General features: G+C 43.9%; 20 protein-coding genes. 19 read left to right on the forward strand and 1 reads right to left on the reverse strand.

The genetic code is table 11. From position 1 onward, the window contains the following. Window positions 1-24 precede the first annotated feature (24 nt). Window positions 25-249 carry a phage holin gene (locus tag BA70_RS00265; RefSeq protein WP_024423530.1) on the forward strand — a complete coding sequence of 75 codons (225 nt, stop codon included), beginning with the start codon at window positions 25-27 and terminating at the stop codon, window positions 247-249. Between the two features lie 88 nt (window positions 250-337). Here the strand turns inward: BA70_RS00265 and slrR are convergent, their stop codons facing one another. Then, window positions 338-808 (reverse strand): HTH-type transcriptional regulator SlrR, encoded by a 471-nt coding sequence (gene slrR / locus BA70_RS00270; protein ID WP_034316647.1) that lies wholly within the window; start codon window positions 806-808, stop codon window positions 338-340. Window positions 809-1065: 257 nt separating this feature from the next. Between slrR and BA70_RS00275 the strand changes: the two genes are divergently transcribed. From BA70_RS00275 to BA70_RS00360, 18 genes are all read left to right on the forward strand, one after another. Continuing rightward, the gene (locus BA70_RS00275; protein ID WP_034316650.1) at window positions 1066-1797 is read left to right on the forward strand and encodes a YveK family protein; all 732 of its coding nucleotides are present in this window, start codon (window positions 1066-1068) and stop codon (window positions 1795-1797) included. Then, window positions 1787-2470, forward strand: coding sequence for a CpsD/CapB family tyrosine-protein kinase (locus tag BA70_RS00280; protein ID WP_034316653.1), 684 nt, complete (start codon window positions 1787-1789; stop codon window positions 2468-2470). The genes BA70_RS00275 and BA70_RS00280 overlap by 11 nt, the downstream gene beginning before the upstream one ends. Before the next feature lie 164 nt (window positions 2471-2634). Continuing rightward, window positions 2635-4509 carry a polysaccharide biosynthesis protein gene (locus BA70_RS00285; RefSeq protein ID WP_034317426.1) on the forward strand — a complete coding sequence of 625 codons (1875 nt, stop codon included), beginning with the start codon at window positions 2635-2637 and terminating at the stop codon, window positions 4507-4509. Beyond that, window positions 4475-5623, forward strand: coding sequence for a glycosyltransferase family 4 protein (locus BA70_RS00290; RefSeq protein ID WP_034316656.1), 1149 nt, complete (start codon window positions 4475-4477; stop codon window positions 5621-5623). Before BA70_RS00285 ends, BA70_RS00290 begins: the two co-directional genes overlap by 35 nt. Next, a complete protein-coding gene (locus BA70_RS00295; protein WP_034316659.1) occupies window positions 5616-6455 on the forward strand; it encodes a glycosyltransferase EpsE in 840 nt (279 codons plus the stop codon). Before BA70_RS00290 ends, BA70_RS00295 begins: the two co-directional genes overlap by 8 nt. Beyond that, window positions 6448-7578 (forward strand): glycosyltransferase family 1 protein, encoded by a 1131-nt coding sequence (locus tag BA70_RS00300; RefSeq protein WP_034316662.1) that lies wholly within the window; start codon window positions 6448-6450, stop codon window positions 7576-7578. Before BA70_RS00295 ends, BA70_RS00300 begins: the two co-directional genes overlap by 8 nt. A gap of 14 nt (window positions 7579-7592) precedes the next feature. Next, window positions 7593-8696 (forward strand): EpsG family protein, encoded by a 1104-nt coding sequence (locus BA70_RS00305; protein WP_034316665.1) that lies wholly within the window; start codon window positions 7593-7595, stop codon window positions 8694-8696. A 27-nt stretch (window positions 8697-8723) separates the two neighbouring features. Further along, window positions 8724-9746 (forward strand): glycosyltransferase family 2 protein, encoded by a 1023-nt coding sequence (locus BA70_RS00310; RefSeq protein ID WP_034316668.1) that lies wholly within the window; start codon window positions 8724-8726, stop codon window positions 9744-9746. 2 nt (window positions 9747-9748) lie between these two features. After that, on the forward strand, window positions 9749-10780 hold the full coding sequence (locus tag BA70_RS00315) for a polysaccharide pyruvyl transferase family protein (protein WP_420834664.1): 1032 nt from the start codon (window positions 9749-9751) through the stop codon (window positions 10778-10780). Window positions 10781-10808: 28 nt separating this feature from the next. Beyond that, the gene (locus BA70_RS00320; protein WP_034316674.1) at window positions 10809-12338 is read left to right on the forward strand and encodes an MATE family efflux transporter; all 1530 of its coding nucleotides are present in this window, start codon (window positions 10809-10811) and stop codon (window positions 12336-12338) included. Window positions 12339-12358: 20 nt separating this feature from the next. Beyond that, window positions 12359-12952: a sugar transferase gene (locus BA70_RS00325; RefSeq protein ID WP_078061608.1), complete on the forward strand. Its 594-nt coding sequence runs from the start codon at window positions 12359-12361 to the stop codon at window positions 12950-12952. Beyond that, the gene (locus BA70_RS00330) at window positions 12915-13604 is read left to right on the forward strand and encodes an acetyltransferase (protein ID WP_051691098.1); all 690 of its coding nucleotides are present in this window, start codon (window positions 12915-12917) and stop codon (window positions 13602-13604) included. Before BA70_RS00325 ends, BA70_RS00330 begins: the two co-directional genes overlap by 38 nt. Beyond that, the gene (locus tag BA70_RS00335) at window positions 13601-14779 is read left to right on the forward strand and encodes a DegT/DnrJ/EryC1/StrS family aminotransferase (RefSeq protein WP_034316680.1); all 1179 of its coding nucleotides are present in this window, start codon (window positions 13601-13603) and stop codon (window positions 14777-14779) included. The genes BA70_RS00330 and BA70_RS00335 overlap by 4 nt, the downstream gene beginning before the upstream one ends. A 149-nt stretch (window positions 14780-14928) precedes the next feature. After that, window positions 14929-16548, forward strand: a complete 1620-nt coding sequence (gene nikA / locus BA70_RS00340; protein WP_034316683.1) for a nickel ABC transporter substrate-binding protein — start codon at window positions 14929-14931, stop codon at window positions 16546-16548. Between the two features lie 18 nt (window positions 16549-16566). Beyond that, window positions 16567-17511 carry a nickel ABC transporter permease subunit NikB gene (nikB, locus tag BA70_RS00345; protein WP_034316686.1) on the forward strand — a complete coding sequence of 315 codons (945 nt, stop codon included), beginning with the start codon at window positions 16567-16569 and terminating at the stop codon, window positions 17509-17511. Beyond that, a complete protein-coding gene (gene nikC, locus BA70_RS00350; protein WP_034316689.1) occupies window positions 17508-18341 on the forward strand; it encodes a nickel ABC transporter permease subunit NikC in 834 nt (277 codons plus the stop codon). Before nikB ends, nikC begins: the two co-directional genes overlap by 4 nt. A 4-nt stretch (window positions 18342-18345) precedes the next feature. Beyond that, a complete protein-coding gene (locus BA70_RS00355; RefSeq protein ID WP_193352336.1) occupies window positions 18346-19161 on the forward strand; it encodes an ABC transporter ATP-binding protein in 816 nt (271 codons plus the stop codon). A 13-nt stretch (window positions 19162-19174) separates the two neighbouring features. Next, window positions 19175-19996: an ABC transporter ATP-binding protein gene (locus BA70_RS00360; RefSeq protein ID WP_034316692.1), complete on the forward strand. Its 822-nt coding sequence runs from the start codon at window positions 19175-19177 to the stop codon at window positions 19994-19996. The last annotated feature ends 9 nt before the right edge of the window (window positions 19997-20005 follow it).

Genomic DNA, 20005 nt, shown 5'->3' on the forward strand with positions numbered 1-20005 from the left:
GAAGGGGAAAGGGAGGGTATACAGTTGGAGGTTCAAAAAATTAGTGCAGGTACGATTGCAAGGCTTGTGTTGCTTTTATTGGCGCTTGTTAACAGTGCTCTAACCGCTGCGGGAAAAAGCCCAATTCCTATTGATGAAGAAGGCGTTCAGCAATTCATCACGTTAGCTTTTCTCGGGATTACATCACTATGGGCCTATTGGAAAAACAATGATATTACGAAAAAAGCACGAACAAAAAAAGAAGAATAAGAGAAAACAGAGCCTTTTCATGATAAAAGGCTCTGTTTCATCGAAGCGTCGAACGCCTCTCCCCGCAATTTGATTCTTCCTGAAAGGCTTACGACCGGCGTTCTCTCATGTTGGTGAGGAATGCTTTCACTTCCTCAATGCTTAAGCCAATAGCTTTCGCTTCACTCATAAGATGCTTCCACTCTGACATATTCGAATCGGTCAGCTTTCTATGGGTGACATGTAACGTCTTTTCTTCCTGCTCCTTTCGGTAGGTTTGGAGCAGCTGATATAACCCTTCTTTAGGCATGCCGGATTGGACGGCATTGACTATATGCTCCCGCCATTCCTGTTCACCCCCCTCAGAGTAATGAAACATCATCGTCTCTGCATCAAACAGCTCTTGTAAGTCAATCTCTAGTGAAGAGGATATCTTTTTTAAAAACTGGACAGATGGATTCCGGTGGACACCACGCTCAATTTTACTCAAATACGACTTAGAAACATGGGCATCTTCAGCCAGCTGCTGAATCGAGTATCCTTTCCTCTTTCGGTAAATGCGTATCACCTTGCCTATCATTCGATAAATGATCTCCCTTCTCCCTGGCGAATAGTTCTGCGAGCTTTTCGTTCATTATAAGAAATAAATTGTTCTTTATAAAATTCAAAAACGTAAGAAACAGGAAGCAAACAAAAGAAAACGAACGATTTCGTTCTTTAAAAAGAACTATAAGACCTATTATGACATTTTTCTTTGCGGGTATTATCTTTTATAATCCAATCATTAACAAAAAGAAACCATATATAACCTTTTTGTGATGAACTCGGGAGGTATCTATGAATGAGAATATAGGTTTTAAGCAGCTGTTTTCTGTCATTAAAGAGAAAATGGCCCTTCTGATCCTGATTGTCCTGATCGTAACGGGCATTTCAGCCTACTATCAGTTCTATGTCTCGACTCCTGTATATCAGGCAACCACTCAAATTCTTGTTCATAAACGCAGCAATGACGCACAAGCGAATTTAAACGATATTCAAATGAACCTTCAATATACACGTACTTTTCAAGTCCTATTAAAAAGTCCGATCGTCACTGAAAAAGTAAAAGAAACCCTCAATCTCACAGAATCAGCTGAAGGATTAAAACACAAAATTGCCACAAGTACAGAAAATGAGTCTGAGGTCATAAATATTTCTGTACAAGATGAGGATCGCGCGAAGGCAGTAGCGATTGCGAATACCGCAACAGAGGTGCTGCAAGAAGAAATCAAAAAAACCATGAATATGGATCGCATTAATGTTTTGTCTGAAGCTAAGCTGTCCAACACGATTCTCATGAATTCAAGGAAATTCGTACATATCGTTCTGGCACTAGGCGCCTCTTTATTAGGGGGAATGACACTCATTTTCTTAATGAATTTACTCGATGATACTGTAAAACGAACACATCAAATAAGAGAAGAGATCGGATTGCCGTCGCTCGGCAGTGTCTATCAGATGCAAGCAGACAGGAGGGCAAAAAAAGACAAGCAGTCCGTCATAACGGGAGGACAGAACATTGATCTTTAAGAGGAAGAAAAGAGAAAAGAGAGATTTATCCTGTATTTCTGTATTAAATCCTCATTCTGTCATTGCGGAACAATTCCGTACGATCCGAACGAACATCGAATTCACATCGATCCAAACAAGGTTGAAGTCCATATTGGTGACATCCTCCTTGCCAAAGGAAGGGAAATCATTTACGGCTGCAAACTTAGCAGCTGTTTTTGCACAACAGAAAAAGCGGGTCCTGCTTATGGATGCTGATTTGCGAAAGCCAGCTGTTCATGAATATTTTGACCTGAGTCACCACACAGGTTTAACCAACGTGCTATTAAATAACTGCAGCTTGGAGGAAGCCATTTTACCTACACCGATTGAGCATTTAGAGCTGCTTCCGAGTGGAACCATTCCGCCGAATCCAGCAGAGCTGCTCTCCTCTTCTGTGATGAAGCAGCTATTTTATGAGATTGAACAGCAATATGACATGGTGATCGTTGATTCTGCACCGCTTCTGCCTGTTGCTGATGCTAAGATCCTGGCGAACCGTACGGATGGAAGCATTCTCGTTGTATTAAGCGGCAAAACAAAGATTGCCGCCGTAAAGAAGTCAAAAGAAGTATTAGAAGGAACAACAGGCAAACTGCTTGGCGCTATGCTCAATGGAAAGAAAGAAAAAAAGGGCAGGCTGTATATGTATTAAAAAGATTGATAGGTGATGTCTCCTAATCTTTAACAACGGAGGCACTCGATCCTGCTGTGGGCATAACCGGTGCCTTAGATGCTCGTCATCAATAGTGGGGTGTGAGGACGGGTTTGATGCCCATTTTACGTAAGAATAGTGATGTTGAAAAAGGGGGAGGAGCGTTGACTTACGCCCAAAGATTATCAATCATCGTGGCACTAGATTCATATCTCATCTTAATTGCCGTCTTCTTTGGCTTTCAATTTGTCCAAGAGGCGGCGTTAACCGTATATACATTTGAAATGCTTGTCATTTCTTCGCTTAGTCTGCTCATTGGGCACCATGTATTTGCCTACATTTTTCATGTGTACAAGCAAGTATGGGCATATACAGGGGTGAGAGAGCTATTTTCTTTAATGAAGACCTTTGTGTGTTCTTTTTTATTTTCAATGACGATGCTGTACTTTTTCGTGCAGACATGGCCATTTCGATTTTTATTCATCGTTTGGCTTTTCCATGTCTTGTTCATCGGGTCATCTCGTATGGCCTCTAGACTATTTCATGATGGCACAAAGCGGCTGCAGGTAGAGAAGGAGCGGGCATTAATCATTGGTGCTGGATCAGCCGGGACCATTATTGTTCGTCAGCTTCAGCAGTCGAGTGATGTACATATTGAGCCAGTCGCCTTCATCGATGATGACAAGACGAAGCATAAGCTTGAAATCATGGGTCTGCCCGTCCTTGGGGGAAAAGAACATATTCAAACAGCAGTCGTGATGATGGATATTCAAAAGATCATCATCGCTATTCCTTCCAAAAGCAGCCACACCTTAAAAGGGCTGTATAAGGAATGTGTAGCGACTGGCGTCAAAACACAGATTATGCCGGAAATGGAGCAGATTTTAAAAGGAACCCATGCGCTGAATCAATTACGGGATGTACAGCCAGAGGATTTACTAGGAAGAGAGCCGATTCAATTAGATACAAGTCGTCTATCTGTTCACTTAAAGGGAAAAACGATCATGGTGACAGGGGCAGGCGGGTCCATTGGGTCAGAAATCTGTCGTCAAATTTGTGTGTTTGCCCCTCAAGCGATTGTGCTTGTGGGACATGGAGAATTTAGCATTCATTCTATTTTACTAGAGCTGAAAGGATTATATGAGGGCAGCATCAGTCTCTATCCACAAATTGCGGATATTCAAGATAAACAGAAAATGAGTGAAATCGTTGGTCATTTTCAGCCGGATATGATTTATCATGCTGCCGCACATAAGCATGTCCCGCTCATGGAGATTAGTCCAAAAGAAGCGGTGAAAAACAATATTATCGGGACAAAAAATGTCGCAGAAGCCGCACATGAGCACGGAATCGAAACCTTCGTCCTCATTTCATCTGACAAAGCGGTCAACCCTGCCAATGTGATGGGAGCCACAAAGCGGTTTGCTGAAATGCTGATCATGCAAATGGGGGCAAGCAGTGAGACGAAGTTTGTGGCCGTTCGATTTGGGAATGTACTCGGAAGCAGGGGGAGCGTCATACCAATCTTTAAAAAACAAATCGAAAAAGGTGGACCGGTGACGGTCACGCATCCAGCCATGACAAGATATTTTATGACCATCCCAGAAGCATCAAGGCTTGTCATTCAGGCAGGCGCACTTGCAGAAGGAAGACAGATCTTTGTTTTAGATATGGGGGAGCCAGTGAAAATTGTCGACCTCGCAGAAAACCTCATTCACCTCTCAGGCTACACCACAGACCAGATTCCGATTACCTTCACGGGCATTCGACCCGGAGAGAAAATGTACGAGGAGTTACTCAACCAGCATGAAAAAGCACAGGAGCAAATTTTTCCGAAAATTCATATCGGTCATGCGTTGGATGGTGATCCATATGTGCTGAACCGCTTTATCCATGAATTTGACATGATGAGTGACGAGCAAATGAGACAAGCGTTATTTGCTGCCATTGAGTCGCATGATTTGTTGTCTGAACAGATGAAAAGAGAGGAGGAGACGCTTGCCAATGAAGAAAAAAGTCTTGTTTTGCGCAACGGTTGATTATCATTTTAAGGCATTCCACCTTCCGTATTTTCGGTGGTTTCAGGAACAAGGATGGGAAGTGCACACAGCGGCAAATGGTCAGCTGGAGCTGCCGCATGTGGATCAAGCTCATTTCATTCCGATTCAGCGCTCCCCTTTTCATTTACGCAACCGGCTTGCGTATGTGGAGCTGAAGAAGCTGCTAGAGAAAGAGCATTACGACTTGATCCATTGTCACACACCGATGGGAAGTGTCATTGGCAGGCTTGCAGCCAAAAGCACGCGCAAAAAAGGGACAAAGGTTCTTTACACCGCACATGGGTTTCACTTTTGGAAAGGGGCGCCGCTTCAAAACTGGCTGCTTTATTATCCAATTGAGAGATGGTTCATTCGATATACAGATGCTCTTATCACCATTAATGGAGAAGATTATGAAAGAGCGGATCGTCTATCAAAAGAGCGGGCATCTGTGCATTATGTTCCAGGTATGGGTGTGGATATGAAGCGGTTTGCACCTGTCGATGACAAAGAAAAGAAGCGCCTTCGCACAACCTATGGCTTTACCCCACAAGATTTTATCGTGCTGTGTGCTGGCGAATTGAACGCCAATAAAAATCAAAGGATGCTCATCAAAGCATGTGCACAGTTGAAGAGGAAAATACCGAATGTGAAGATCGTGTTTGCCGGAGAAGGGGCAAGTAGGCCGTTCTATGAAAAGCTGGTACGCCAGTTGAATCTTGAGCAGCATGTCCACTTTGCTGGTTTTTGCAAACAAATCGAGGAATGGATGCATGTGAGTGATGTATGTGTGTCAACCAGTCTGAGAGAAGGGCTCGGCATGAACCTTCTTGAAGCGATGTCTGCTGAGAAACCGGTCATTGCAACTGAAAATAGAGGACACTGTGAGCTTGTCAAACATGGAGTGAACGGCTTTTTAATCAAACCACAAGATGTGAATGGTTTAGCAGATTATTTGCAGCAGCTTTATCACAAAAAGGAACAGCTGCACCTCATGGGAAAAGCGGGGCGTTCCATGGCTCATGCATTTGCACAGGAGCAGACGGCGAGTGCCATGGAAGAGATTTATACGGCCTATATGGGTCATGCAGAGAAGGTGATGCAGCATGCGTAAGCCGAAGGTGTCTATCATCATGGGCGTCTACAATTGCCAAGAGACAGTAGAAGAAAGCATTGAATCCATTCTTCATCAAACCTATAAAAACTGGGAGCTCATCATATGTGATGACGCATCAACAGATGGCACCTATGAGAAAGTGCTCCCTTATACAAAGCATGAACCTGAAAGAATTCGTCTCATCCGAAATACACACAATGAAAGACTTGCCGCCAGTCTGAATCACTGTCTAGCTGAAGCGAGTGGAGAATTGATCGCCAGACAGGATGGTGATGATCTGTCGGTGTCGACACGTTTAGAAAAACAGGTTTATTTCCTCGAAACACATCCTGAATATGATGTGGTCGGTACGGCGATGACGGTTTTTGATGAGTCTGGAACGAAGGGCGTGCGTGCACTTGTCTCAGAGCCTAATCGAAAGGTGCTGGCAAGAGGCACTCCTTTTTGTCACGGAACTATTATGATGAGAGCTTCTGCATATAAGGATTTAAATGGATATCGCTCTGTGAAAACAACAAGGCGTATGGAAGATATCGATCTGTGGATTCGCTTTTTTGCTGCTGGAAGGAAAGGCTTTAACTTGCAAGAACCGTTATACCTTGTGAGAGAGGATGAAGCGGCTTTTCAGCGCCGGAAGTTCAGATATTCCATGGATAATGCGTGGCTCGTTTTAAAAGCATGCTGGCTATTAAAGTTGTCGCCGTTTGATTATCTATTTGCTCTCAAGCCGGTGGCCCGCGCCTGTTTGTCACCGAAGATCATGAGGCTTTATCACCAGCGGAAGCTGGAGGCGTCTATGCTGAAAAGGAGGACGATCCGAGATGAGTGAGCCAAAGCGTGTACTCCATATTGTGGGCGGGATGAACCGCGGCGGAGCAGAAACGATGATCATGAACATCTATCGTGCACTCGACAGAAATGTCCTTCAATTTGATTTCATTACCCACCGACAGGACGTCTGTGATTATGATGAGGAAATTCGTCGGCTTGGGGGACGCATCTTTTACGTCCCAAGTATTGGTGCGTCCTCTCCTTTGGTTTTTGTGAAAACACTGACAAAGACAATGAAGCGAAATGGACCTTATCAGGCAGTGCATGCACATACGGATTTTCAAACAGGTTTTTCCGCACTTGCTGCTAAACTGGCGGGCGTTAAGGTGCGCATTTGTCATTCACATAATACGGCTTGGAAACAGTCGCCAACCTGGCTTGACCACTTGATGCTCAAAGGGTTTCGTCAGCTGATCTTTGCCTTTTCTACACAGCTAGTCGCATGCGGCGAAGATGCCGGTGTTTTTTTATTCGGGCAGAAAAAAATGAAAAATGGACGAGTTGAGGTTTTGCCAAATGGGATTGATTTGAACCTTTTCTTTCAGCCTGAGCCAGAAGAAAAGGTGGAGATGAAAAAGCAGCTTCATCTTCACGAAAAGAAGCTGGTCATTGGTCATATTGGGCGATTTCATGAGCAAAAAAACCATGTTTTTTTCATTGAACTGGCACAGACTTTAAAGAAGCAGGGGGTCTCATTTCAGCTTGTCCTCGTAGGAGATGGACCACTGAGACAAGTGGTAGAATCGTATACGAAAAAAGCAGGATTAATGGAGGACATTGTCTTTACGGGTGTCGTGTCTGAGGTTCCGCAGTATATGAAAGCATTTGATGTGTTTGTGATGCCCTCCTTGTTTGAAGGCCTTCCGCTTGTATTAGTGGAAGCACAGGCATCTGGCTTACCTTGTGTGATTTCAGATCATATTACAGAGGAGGTTGATCTAGGCTGCGGGCTCGTTAAACGGAAGTCACTGCGGGATTCAGCGCATGAATGGATGAAGGCTGTTCTTGAAGCATATCATGCAGAACCTCCTCTTCAAGAGACCATTACCTCTCAGCTTGAGCAAAGAGGATTTGATGTGAAACAGAATATCACACGTGTGATGAATGTATATGGATTGTAAGGAAGGATTGGCAGATGGCGGTATATTTGGTGAACATGATCATGGTCTATTTATGGTCGAGCTTTGCTGCATTTTATGGCAGGCGTGATGATACCATTCAAAGCGGATGGCGGCCTAACAAGCTTCTGGTGTTTTTTCCGTTTTTATTTCTTTGTATTGTAGCTGGTATTCGGTACAAAGTGGGAACCGATTTTGTGACCTATGGACAGATGTATGAGTTCTCCATCAACTATGAAAAGCCTTGGCATATATTTGGATTCGGTGTGGACAAAGTCGCAACCGATCCGGGGTTTACGTTCATTTTATGGATGCTCAATCAACTATCACATGAGCCGCAAATGATGTATATCTCGGTCGGGGTCATCACCTATTTTTTTATTATCAAGACGCTGGTGCGATATGGGCGGCCCTTTGAGCTCAGTATGCTGCTTTTTCTCGGCACCTTTCATTATTATGCTTCATTTAATGGGATGCGTCAGTATATGGTGGCTGCGGTTCTTTTTTATGCCATCCGGCTCGTTATCAATGGTGAATGGAAATTGTATTTTCCGCTCGTCCTTGTGAGTTCGTTGTTTCATTCATCGGCTCTCATCATGATTCCAGTATATTTTATCGTGAGAACAAAGGCTTGGTCATGGATGATGCTTGTCTTATGCATGATTTTCTTAGGCTTAACTGCTCTTTATGACCGTTTTATCTCCGTGTTTGTGGTGATGCTTCAGGGGAGTTCTTATGGTCATTATGAGGAATGGCTTACAACGAATACGAATGGAATGAATGTGACAAAAATCGGTGTATTGATTCTGCCTCTTCTGCTTGCTTTCTTTTATCGAAAACGACTTCGTGAGCTGACACCTGAAAGTGATTACGTTGTGAATTTTTGCTTGCTTGGTTTCTTGTTTGGCATTCTTGCAACAAAGGATGTCATTTATGCAAGATTTCATATTTATTTTGGTTTATATCAGCTCATTTTACTGCCATATTTCACACGTATTTTTGATCAGCGGTCTAATGTTTTTATGTATGTAGGGATTGCTGTTTGCTATATTTTGTACAGCATCATGCTGATGCCGTTCGATTCTTCTGTTTTACCGTATAGAACGATTTTCACAAAGTAGATTTGAAGAAAGGTGGGGCATGCTGTAATGCCAGCTATCAGTCTATTGGTCGCAGTCTACAATACGAGTCAATATGTGGAGCAATGCCTTCAATCGATTGCAGATCAAAGCTTTTCAGATATAGAGGTCATTCTCGTCAATGATGGATCTACAGATCACAGCGGAGCATTGCTTGAAGTGTTTGCTGAGCGTGATGAGCGTTTTCGGGTGATTCATCAAACCAATCAAGGGTTAGGGGCTGTGAGAAACCGGGGCATAGAAGAAGCAAAAGGGACGTATCTCGCCTTTGTTGATTCAGATGATATTCTTGCTCCTCATTACTGTGAAGCCTTGTATAAAAAAGCCGAAATAACCGGGGCAGATCTTGTTGTAAGTGAGTATTGGATTCAATTTGAACAGTCAAAACGAACAATACCGACGACTCTTTTAGCCCATCGATCAACCGATAAAACGAGTTTAATAGAAGCACTATTACATGGAGATATCACTGGATTTTCATGGAATAAGCTGTATCGGCGTGCTTTTATCGAAGAACACCACATCCGTTTTCCGTTGCGGGGTGAGCTTGAGAACATTGAAGATCAGCATGTGACGCTGCGTTGTTTTTCTTTATCACGTGTCATTGCCTTTGTTCATGAGCCTCTATATTATTACCGGGTTCATCTGTCATCGATTGTGCAGCGATACCAAAAGCAGTATTTTCAGCATGGTCTGACCTTTTATGAAGCGCAGCGCTTGTTTTTAAAAGAGCATGATGAACTGCCTCAGTATGAGAAGGCCTTAGATTTTTTTATGGTCAATCATACGCTTCACTGTATGCTCAATGAATGGAAGAGCCAGAATTCACTCTCTTTTCAAGAAAAGCTTGATCACATGAGGGAAATGGTGACACACGAGACCTTTCAGCGTGCAGTCAAACAAGTGGAACCATCCAAGCTCACCATGCGGAAGCGAATGATTCTATTTCTTGCAAGGTGTCAGTGGGTTTATCCGCTCTCTGCCGCCACTTCAAGTTATCAAAAATGGATCGAATATCAAACAAGGAAATAGGGGTGAAAAGATTGACATTGCAGCAATTGAAGGCACACGCCGCAGAGTGGCTGCTCTTAAAGGTCAAATATCCGCTTGAATATAGGCTGAGCCGCCACAAGCTACCAGAGATGAGCCATCAGAAAAAAATCATTCTCACGCTGCTGCCAGCGCATGATAATTTGGGGGACCATGCCATTGCCTATGCGAGCTATTGTTTTTTAAAGAAGCACTTTCCAGCCTATGAAATCATAGAAGTGGACATGAAAGAGATGTATCGCCTCGCACGCCCGCTAAAGCGAATGCGGCACCCGGAAGACATCGTCTGTATCATCGGTGGGGGCAATATGGGGGATTTATACCGATACGAAGAATGGACAAGGCAATTTATCATGAACACCTTCAAGTCCTATCCCGTGATTCAGCTGCCCGCTACTGTTCATTTCACCAAAACAAAAAGAGGGAAAAGAGAAGAACGTCGTGCTATTCGAACGTATAAACATCACCCAAGACTGCTCCTTATGGCAAGAGATCAAACAACCTATGAATGGATGAAACATCATTTTCCTGATAAAGATGTGTGGAAACAGCCTGATATGGTGCTGACATTAGACGAGTCATCAAAGGATCAAAAGCGTGAAGGGGTACTGCTTTGTCTTCGTGAGGATAAGGAAGCGTATCTCGCCCAAAAGGAGCGGCAGCAACTTCAGCAGCATGTCAAAGAGACGTATGATCAAGTCGGTTTCATTACGACGACAATTGGCAAACGAGTCGATCGAACCACCCGCTTAGCGGAATTATCAGCCTTGTGGACCGAGTTAAGGCAAGCACAAGTCGTCGTGACAGACCGTTTACATGGCATGATCTTTTGTGCGATTACACATACACCATGTGTTGTCCTCAGATCGTTTGATCATAAGGTGATGGAAGGGTATGAATGGGTGTCGCATCTTCCATTTTTAACCCTTTTAAAAGAACCAAATGAGGCAGCTGTGAAAGAGGCGATGCTTCAGCTTATGAAAACAAGCGGTCAAAAGGGAGAGGAAGCTGGATGAAGATCGTTAGACGCCGCGTGAAAACACAATGAATCGTGCGTTTCTTTATAATGTCAGTGCGAACTTAATGACGTTTGTCTTGATGATGCTCATGTCTGTTTGTTTAACGCCTTACATTGTTCATACGCTTGGTGTAGAAGCATTTGGCTTAATTCAACTTACGCAAAATATGATCAACTATTTATCAGTCATTACGGCTTCATTAAGTGCTGTTGTTGTGCGTTTTTTTTCTGTGGCGGCTCATAAGGGAGAGATGGAAAAGGCGCAGCGCTATCTCGCCTCCTATTTCGTGAGTTCGATTTTTTTATCAATCAGTCTCTTTTTGCTTTGCATTGTATTGTCTCAGCAGATGGTTAATTGGCTACATGTGCCTGTTCATCTCGTCAAAGACACACAGATCGCCTTTATTTTAGGGGGTCTTTTATTTATGCTCAATTTCGTCATGTCCGGCATTGGGGCTGCGCCGTTTTATGCGAACAAGTTATATGTATCTAGTGCTGGTCAGGCCATTCAGATGTTTTGCAGGGCGCTTGTCATTGTGCTGTTATTTACATTGACAACACCAACCATTTGGCATATACCGCTTGCGGCCGTCATTGGGAGCTTAGCGGCTATGGGGGTCGGCATCTATTATTTTAAGAAACTCATTCCTTGGTTTTCGTTTAAGTGGCGGCATGTCTCTTTCTCTTCTAGTCTCACTCTTGTTCGATCAGGGGTATGGCATTCATTTGAGCAGATGGGGATTTTGTTGTTTTTACAAATTGATTTATTGATGACCAACTTGCTGATGGGTGCGGAAGCGACTGGCCAGTATGCCGCCATTTTACAATTCCCATTATTATTGCGTACGCTTGCAGGTACACTTGCGGTTGTGTTTGCGCCAACGATTACGAGATTCTATTCGAATCAGGACAAGCAGGGACTCGTTCAATATGCCGCCAGCGCTATGAAGTGGAGTGGTTTATTTGTTGCGTTCCCAGCCGCACTCCTAGGAGGTCTCGCCGGCCCGCTTATGCTTCTATGGCTTGGACCAGCCTTTGAGGAGCTGAAATGGCTTCTTATGATTCATGCTGCTTATTTATGTTTGACGTTGATGTTTTTACCACTGACATATGTGCCGACTGCCTTTAATCGATTGAAAGTACCAGCAGTTGCCACGCTGATATTAGGCGCTTCTAATGTGCTTTTAGCCTATGGATTGACCCATATGCTTCAGCTTGGTTTATATGGCATTGCATCAGCAGGTGCCATTGTTTTATTGATCAAAAATATCGTGTTTCTCCCATTTTATACGTCCAAGATTACGAAACAGAAACGCACAATCTTTTACAAACATACATTGGTTCCGCTAGTGGGAGCTCTATTGATTTGGGGCGTCTGCGCAGGAATTCAGTTTGTATATGACGTGACCTCATGGTGGGAGCTATTTTGTATTGGTGGACTTTGTTTCATTGTCTACATGGGCTACTTGTATCAATTTGCAGGAACAAAACAAGAGCGGATGCAGCTGGTGCGTAAGGTAAAACAAGCTGCCGCTGAACGAGCGGTCTCCCGCTAGTGTGAAAAGGAGATGCAATGATGAAAAGAATGATAGATGTGATCGTGGCACTGATTCTGCTTATCGCAGGCAGCCTTCTTTTTCTTCTCGTCTATGGACTCATTAGATGGAAAATTGGTGCGCCTGTGGTGTTTCGACAGGAACGACCCGGTCTATATGGCCAGCCTTTTATGCTATATAAATTTCGGACAATGACCGATGAACGCGACGAACAGGGCGTGCTGCTACCAGATCATCTTCGATTAACAAAAACCGGCGCTTTGATTCGCAAGCTCAGTCTCGATGAATTGCCGCAGCTAGTCAATGTGCTAAAAGGAGAGCTCAGTCTCGTTGGGCCAAGACCTCTTTTGATGGAGTATTTACCAATGTATACAGAGCAGCAAGCAAGGCGTCATCTTGTGAAGCCTGGCATCACTGGGTGGGCACAGGTGAACGGAAGAAACACGCTTTCCTGGGAGGAGAAATTCACTTATGACCTCTGGTATGTCGAGCATCAATCGCTTTGGCTTGATATGAAAATTTTATGGATGACCTTGCTGAAGGTCATCAAAACAGAGGGGGTGCAGCAGCCGCATCATGCCACAGCTGAAAAATTCAAAGGAACCGATATGTAATCAACAAACCATTGGTGTTATTGGGGCTGGCGGGCATAGCAAAGTCATTCAGGACTTGGTTTTTGCGCATCCTGATTACTCATTGTGTGCCGTATTAGATGATCAATTTGAAGAGACAGTCACTCAGAGCGGCATTCTGTATGGACCGATCTCCATGAGTCAGCAGTTGAGAGAGAAAATGCCTCATACGAAATGGCTAATTGCCATTGGACAAAATGAGATCAGACAGATGGTAAAGGAACGTTTGCCGTTTGAAAACATGGCGTTTGCCACACTCATTCATCCAGAGGCGGTGATTAGTCCAACAGCTGTCATCGGTAGGGGAACTGTGGTGATGGCAAGGGCTGTTGTGCAAGCAGATGCAGTCGTCGGTGAACATGCGATTATCAACACAGGGTCTATCGTAGAGCACGATTGCTTACTCGAATCGTTTGTACACCTCTCACCAGGAGCAGTCCTTACAGGCTGTGTTTCCGCGCGTGAGGGTGCCCATATTGGAGCAGGTGCCGTTGTGACACCCGGTACATCTATTGGAAGCTGGACAGTCATTGGTGCAGGAGCGGCCGTGACCAGAGATATACAGGATCAGAAGGTTGCTGTAGGAGTTCCTGCAATTGAGATCAAAGATCGGAGAGAAGGTGGGAAATCATGAAAGAAAGAAAACGAATCTACTTATCTCCTCCTCATATGAGCGGAAAGGAGTATATGAAAATAGAGGAAGCCTTTAAGAGCAATTGGATTGCGCCGCTAGGACCTCTTGTCAATGAATTTGAGCAAGTGGTCGCAGACTATGCAGGGGTGAAGAGAGGAGCGGCTTTATCTTCAGGGACAGCAGCGATTCACCTCGCCTTAAAGCTCATTGGCGTTCAAAAGGGGGACGTTGTTTTTTGCTCCACCCTCACATTTGTTGCAAGTGCAAATCCTATTTTATATGAACAAGCGACGCCCATTTTTATTGATTCTGAAAGGGAGACATGGAATATGTGCCCGCTTGCTTTAGAGAAAGCCTTTGTCGAAGCAAAACGTCTTGGGCAAAAACCCCGCGCGGTCATTGTCGTTCATTTATACGGACAAAGCGCGAAAATGGACGACATCGTGGCGTTGTGTGAAGCGTATGATGTGCCGATCATTGAAGATGCGGCTGAATCGTTAGGCGCTCTGTATAAAGGTAGAAAAAGCGGCTCAATAGGCAGGTTTGGCGTCTATTCGTTTAATGGAAATAAAATCATTACAACTTCTGGAGGCGGAATGCTTGTGAGTGATGATGAAGAGGCGATCGAACACTGCCGCTTCCTCGCTTCACAGGCAAGAGAACGTGCCATGCACTACGAGCATCAAGAGATGGGATACAACTATCGCATGAGCAATCTGCTAGCAGGTGTAGGGATTGCCCAAATGGATGTATTGGACGAGCGAGTTGAACAAAAGCGCCGCATTTTCCAGCGTTATCAGGACGCTTTATCCGAAGTAGAAGGTCTTCATTTTATGCCAGAATATCAAGGAACCAAGTCCAACCGCTGGCTAACGACATTGACCATTGATCATAATGCGCAGATTTCGCCAGTAGACATCATGGCTGCGTTAGAAAAAGAACAGATCGAAGCACGGCGTGTATGGAAGCCGCTTCACCAGCAGCCGCTCTTTCGCGATTATCCATTTTATACAGCTGCTAAAGGGACACCTGAATCTGAGTTATTATTTGAGACGGGTCTTTGTCTCCCATCTGGAACAAGCATGACAGATACAGAACAGGATCGTATCATTGACACACTACATGACGTCCTGCGAGAAAAAACATTCACCTCTTCACAGGCTGCTCGTTCATAAGCAGCCTGCCTCTCTTTTTATCAAATTCCTCAACTTATGGAATATAAAGGAAAATATATTGTCATTTCGTTTCAAATATGATATTGACAACGGTGTACTTCCTCCTTAAAATGAAAATGATTATCAGCATCAATTAGGAGGAGCAACATATGTCTATTTGGAAAAATATTCCGAAAATTAAAATAAATATCGTATTTACTTTCCTACTCATCTTTTTATTAGTAGGCTGCTCTCAAGCAAACAATGGAACGGGTGGAAAGAAGGATCATCCTGACATGATCACAATGGCTTGGCCAAGAGATATTGGCGAAATGAATCCGCACATCTACAATCCATCACAATTGTTTGCACAATCGATGATTTATGAGCCATTGGTCAGCTATCAAAAGAATGGAAAAATGAAACCTGAATTAGCGAAGTCATGGGATGTTTCAAAGGATGGCAAGGTGTATACATTCCATTTAAGAGACGGAGTGACATTCTCAGATGGCTCTGATTTTAACGCGGGCATTGTCAAAAAGAACTTTGATACGATTTTAAAAAACAAAGATTTACATAGCTGGTTAGGTGTCATTAAGAAAATCAAAAAAACAGAAGCTGTGGACAAAAATACGTTTAAACTCACATTAACAGCGCCTTATTATCCAACTGTTCAAGAATTAGCAGTCGTCCGTCCGGTTCGTTTCTTAGGCGAAGCAGGTTTTCCTAAAAACGGAGATACGTCAAAAGGAATTGAAAAACCAGTAGGCACAGGCCCTTGGGTATTAAAAACGTATAAAAAAGATGACTATGCGATTTTCGAACGAAATGATCATTATTGGGGAGAGAAACCAAAGGTCAAGGAAATCAAGGTGAAGGTCATCCCAGATGCTGAAACGAGAGTGATGGCATTTGAAAAAGGCGATGTGGATTTACTTTATGGAGAAGGAACCATTAGCCTTGATGCTTACAAACAACTAGAGGCAAGCGGCAAGTATGAAACGAACATGTCAGAGCCTGTTGCAACGAGACAGCTTGTGATGAATACAAAAGTGGATCAGCTTTCAGATGAGAAAGTGCGTCACGCCCTTCAGTATGCCTTCAATAAGAAATCAATGGTAGAAGGTGTAACCTCTGGCTTAGAAGATGAAGCAGATCACATTTTGCCGACCAACATGCCCTATACGTCCAATATTAAGGTGAAGTCTTTCCAATATGATGTGGACAAAGCTAAAGCATTGCTAGACGAAGCGGGCTGGACACTTCCAAAAGGGAAATCCGTTCGTGAAAAAGATGGAAAAGCGCTTGAATTTAGTATGATGTATGATTCAGCAGAATCGATTCAAAAAGCGATGGCCGAGACGCTGCAGGCAGAGTGGAAAGCCATTGGCGTTGGCGTCAAACTTGAAGGCGTAGAGCTTGCGACACAGGTTCAACGATTTAAAGCCAATAAATTTGATATGAACTTCTTTAGCAACTACGGAGCGCCGTATGATCCGCATACATTTATGAACGTCGTCTCATCAGATGGTTTTGGCTTCAAAGAAGCCATCTCAGCATATCCAAATAAGGAAAAGCTGATCAAAGAAATGAATGAAATTCCATCAACAACAAATGAAAACAAACGCAAAGCACTTTATTCGTCAGTCTTATCTTCTTTGCAGGATCAAGGGGCGATTGTGCCAATCTCTTATTTTAAAAAGACAGCCGTTTATCAAAAAGATGTGAAGGACTTTGAGTTCCCTGCGAATCGAGATGAACATCCTTTCACAGGCATCAAACTCAAGTAACAGAAGGAAGGTAAGGAAATGGGCCGCTATATCATCAAACGAATGCTCTCAATCATCCCTGTATTTCTATTAGCCACACTTTTCACAACTGGTATGATTCACCTTTCGCCAGTTGATCCGGCTGAGGCATATTTAGCAGCGGCTCATATCCAGCCCAATGATGAAATATTAGCGCAAAAACGAAGTGAATTCGGCTTAGATGAACCGTTTTATATGCAGTATCTTCATACCATTGAAAAAGTCATTCACCTTGATTTTGGCCGATCGTATATGTCGAATCAGCCTGTGCTTGATGAGGTCATCTATAGGATACCGGCGACCATTCAATTGGCGTTCACCAGTCTGCTGCTCGCGATTTGTGTCAGCATTCCGCTAGGCTTTTTCAGCGGCATGAGAAAAAATGGCGTCGTTGATCATGTGAGCCGGCTCATTTCTTTCTTAGGAGCATCTATCCCGACATTTGTCTTGGGGTATTTGCTCATCTTCTTTTTTTCCGTGAAACTCGATCTCTTACCGGTTGAAGGTGTCGGGACATGGGAGCATCTCGTCCTGCCATCAATCACACTGGCAGTGCCTTTAATTGCGATGTATACGAGATTACTACGGTCAAGTGTGAGTGAGGCGCTTCAAGAGCCTTTCGTTCAATATGCGAGAATCAGAGGATTAAAGGAACAGTCGATCATGTTCAAGCATGTATTTAGAATCGCGATTTCGCCGATGCTGACAGGACTTGGTGTGAACCTTGGCAAATTGCTGACAGGAACCATTATTGTAGAGGCGGTTTTTTCATGGCCTGGGTTTGGGCGTTTTTTTATTGAAGCGATCTTTAACCGGGATTTGCCGGTCATTCAATTCTATGTGTTGATGGCAGCATGTATCTTTATCTTGAGCAGTTTGATTGTTGACTTGCTTCAGCTGATCATTGACCCTCGTATTTCTAGAAAGGAAGGCCGCCAGCAATGATGACAAAAGTACAACATTTCTTCTATCATCAAAAGATGATCTCGATCTGCGTTTTGCTGCTCGGTCTCCTGCTGATTGTGACAGTATGTGCACCATGGATTGCTCCACATGATCCGGCGGCTGTCAATCTTGCCATGAAGCTAAAGGGCTCTTCGTGGGAGTATCCTCTTGGAACGGATCAATTAGGAAGATGCAATTTATCTCGTATTCTATATGGTGCGCGCATTTCACTAGGCTGTGCGTTATTAATCTTTCTCTCTTCTTTATTGATTGGATTAATCGTTGGCTTGTTTGCTGGTTATAAAGGGGGCTGGATTGATCACGTCTTAATGAGAATCTGCGACGGGGTCATGGCTTTCCCGAACTTGGTGCTGATCCTTGGGCTAGTGGGTATTTTTGGCCCGGGGCTATCTCAAGTAGTGCTTGCCTTGATGCTTGTGCAATGGGTGTATTACGCCCGCGTCTTCCGAGGGATGGTGCTCAGTTTAAAAGAACAGAATTTTATTGCAGCTGCGAAGATCAGTGGAACTTCACACTGGAACATCATGAGAAAGCATATGATTCCAAATGTTCTGCCGCCTTTAGCAGTGATTGGCACACTCGAAATGGGCTGGGCGATTATGGACATTTCTGCGATGTCTTTTCTCGGCTTGGGGGTTCAGCCTCCTATGCCTGAATGGGGAGCGATGATCCATGAAGGGAAGTCGTACATTCAAACAAATCCTCAGTTGATGCTTTACCCAGGTCTTGTGATCATGGCTGTGGTGGTTCTATTTAATTTACTAGGAGAAGCCCTTTCAGAAAAATATGGCATCAAACGTCGTGTTTAAAGGAATGAGCAATTTGGAAGAGTCCATTTTACAAATAGAGAACCTGCATGTGCATACGAAAACGTCTCAAGGGACAACCCCTCTCATTCAGGAAGTAGCGTTTGAAGTAGGGCGCGGTCAAATCGTTGGATTAATTGGCGAAAGCGGCTGCGGGAAAACGGTGACAAGTATGTCGATCTTAAATATGCTCGACCGGAAAACAACTGAAGTCACTGGCAGTATCACATTACAGGGGCGAGAATTGATCGGTGTGAGTGAAAAGAATATGCGATCCATTCGGGGCAAAGAGATCTCGTATATTATGCAAAATCCAATGAACAGTTTTACGCCGGTATGGACGATCGGTCATCAGCTGATAGAAACCATTCGCCGGCATACATCTGTCAGTAAAAGGCAGGCGCGGGCGCAGGCGATCGATGCCTTAAAGCAAATGAATCTGCCTCAACCAGACCAACTGTTAAACAAGTATCCCTTTGAATTAAGCGGCGGCATGCTGCAGCGTGTCATGATTGCCATGGCTGCCTGTATGCATCCGCCTCTCATCATCGCAGATGAACCAACAACCGCTTTAGATGTACACAATCAGAAGCTGGTGCTCCAGCATCTGAACCAAATTCGTCATGACTATGGAACGGCCATTTTGCTGATTACCCATGATCTTGGTGTCATTGCAGAAATGGCAGATCAGGTTGTGGTCATGAGACAAGGAGAAATGGTTGAAAAGGCAGAGGTTCTTGCGCTTTTTGAAAATCCAAAGCATGATTATACAAAGAAACTATTAGCAGCTCGTCCATCCATTCCAGCTGTATGCCCGATTTGAGGTGAGAAGGCCCTTGCATTTATTAGAAGTGAAAGCAGTCAGTCATGCATACACTAGCCGATCGTTTCTTATGAGAAAAAAAGGAGCAGCTCCTGTCCTGAAAAGCGTCCATTTGACCATTGAAGAAGGTACTTGTCTTGGGTTATTAGGGCAAAGCGGCGCAGGGAAAAGTACACTTGGCAACATCATACTTGGACTAGAGAAGCCGAGTGCCGGTCAGGTTCTTTTTGAAGGTCAGGATGTATATCGTGCAGATCAACGAACACGTAAACACTTTCGCAGGCATGTGCAAGCGGTGTTTCAAGATTCATATTCGGCAGTGAATCCAAGGTGGACAGTCGAACAAATTTTATCTGAGCCGCTTGAAAACTATGAAACAATGACCCGTAATGAACGCAATAAAGTGCTGATCCACTGGCTGGAAAGAGTAGGGCTCAGTGAAAAGGATTTGTCTAAGTATCCGCATCAATTCAGTGGCGGCCAGCTGCAAAGGATCAACATCGCAAGAGCATTATTGCTACAGCCGAAGCTTATTGTGCTCGATGAATCCGTCAGCAGCTTAGATATGGTCACACAGGCTGTCATTTTAGATTTATTAGTAGAATTAAAGAAAGAGTTAGGGCTGGCTTACTTATTTATTACACATGATATGACAGCAGCCTATCAATTGAGTGATCAATTGGCGATCCTTGATCAAGGAGAGCTTGTCGCCCAATTTCAATCAAAGGATGATTTCTTTTTATCAGAAAAGGAAGCTGTCGTGAAAATGAGAGATGCGATGCTCGCAGACCATCCTTTGTCACGAACGATTGGCAGACCGGTTCGTTCCATTTGATTCATTCAA

This window comes from Bacillus zhangzhouensis (assembly GCF_000715205.1).
Taxonomy (GTDB): Bacteria; Bacillota; Bacilli; order Bacillales; family Bacillaceae; genus Bacillus; species Bacillus zhangzhouensis.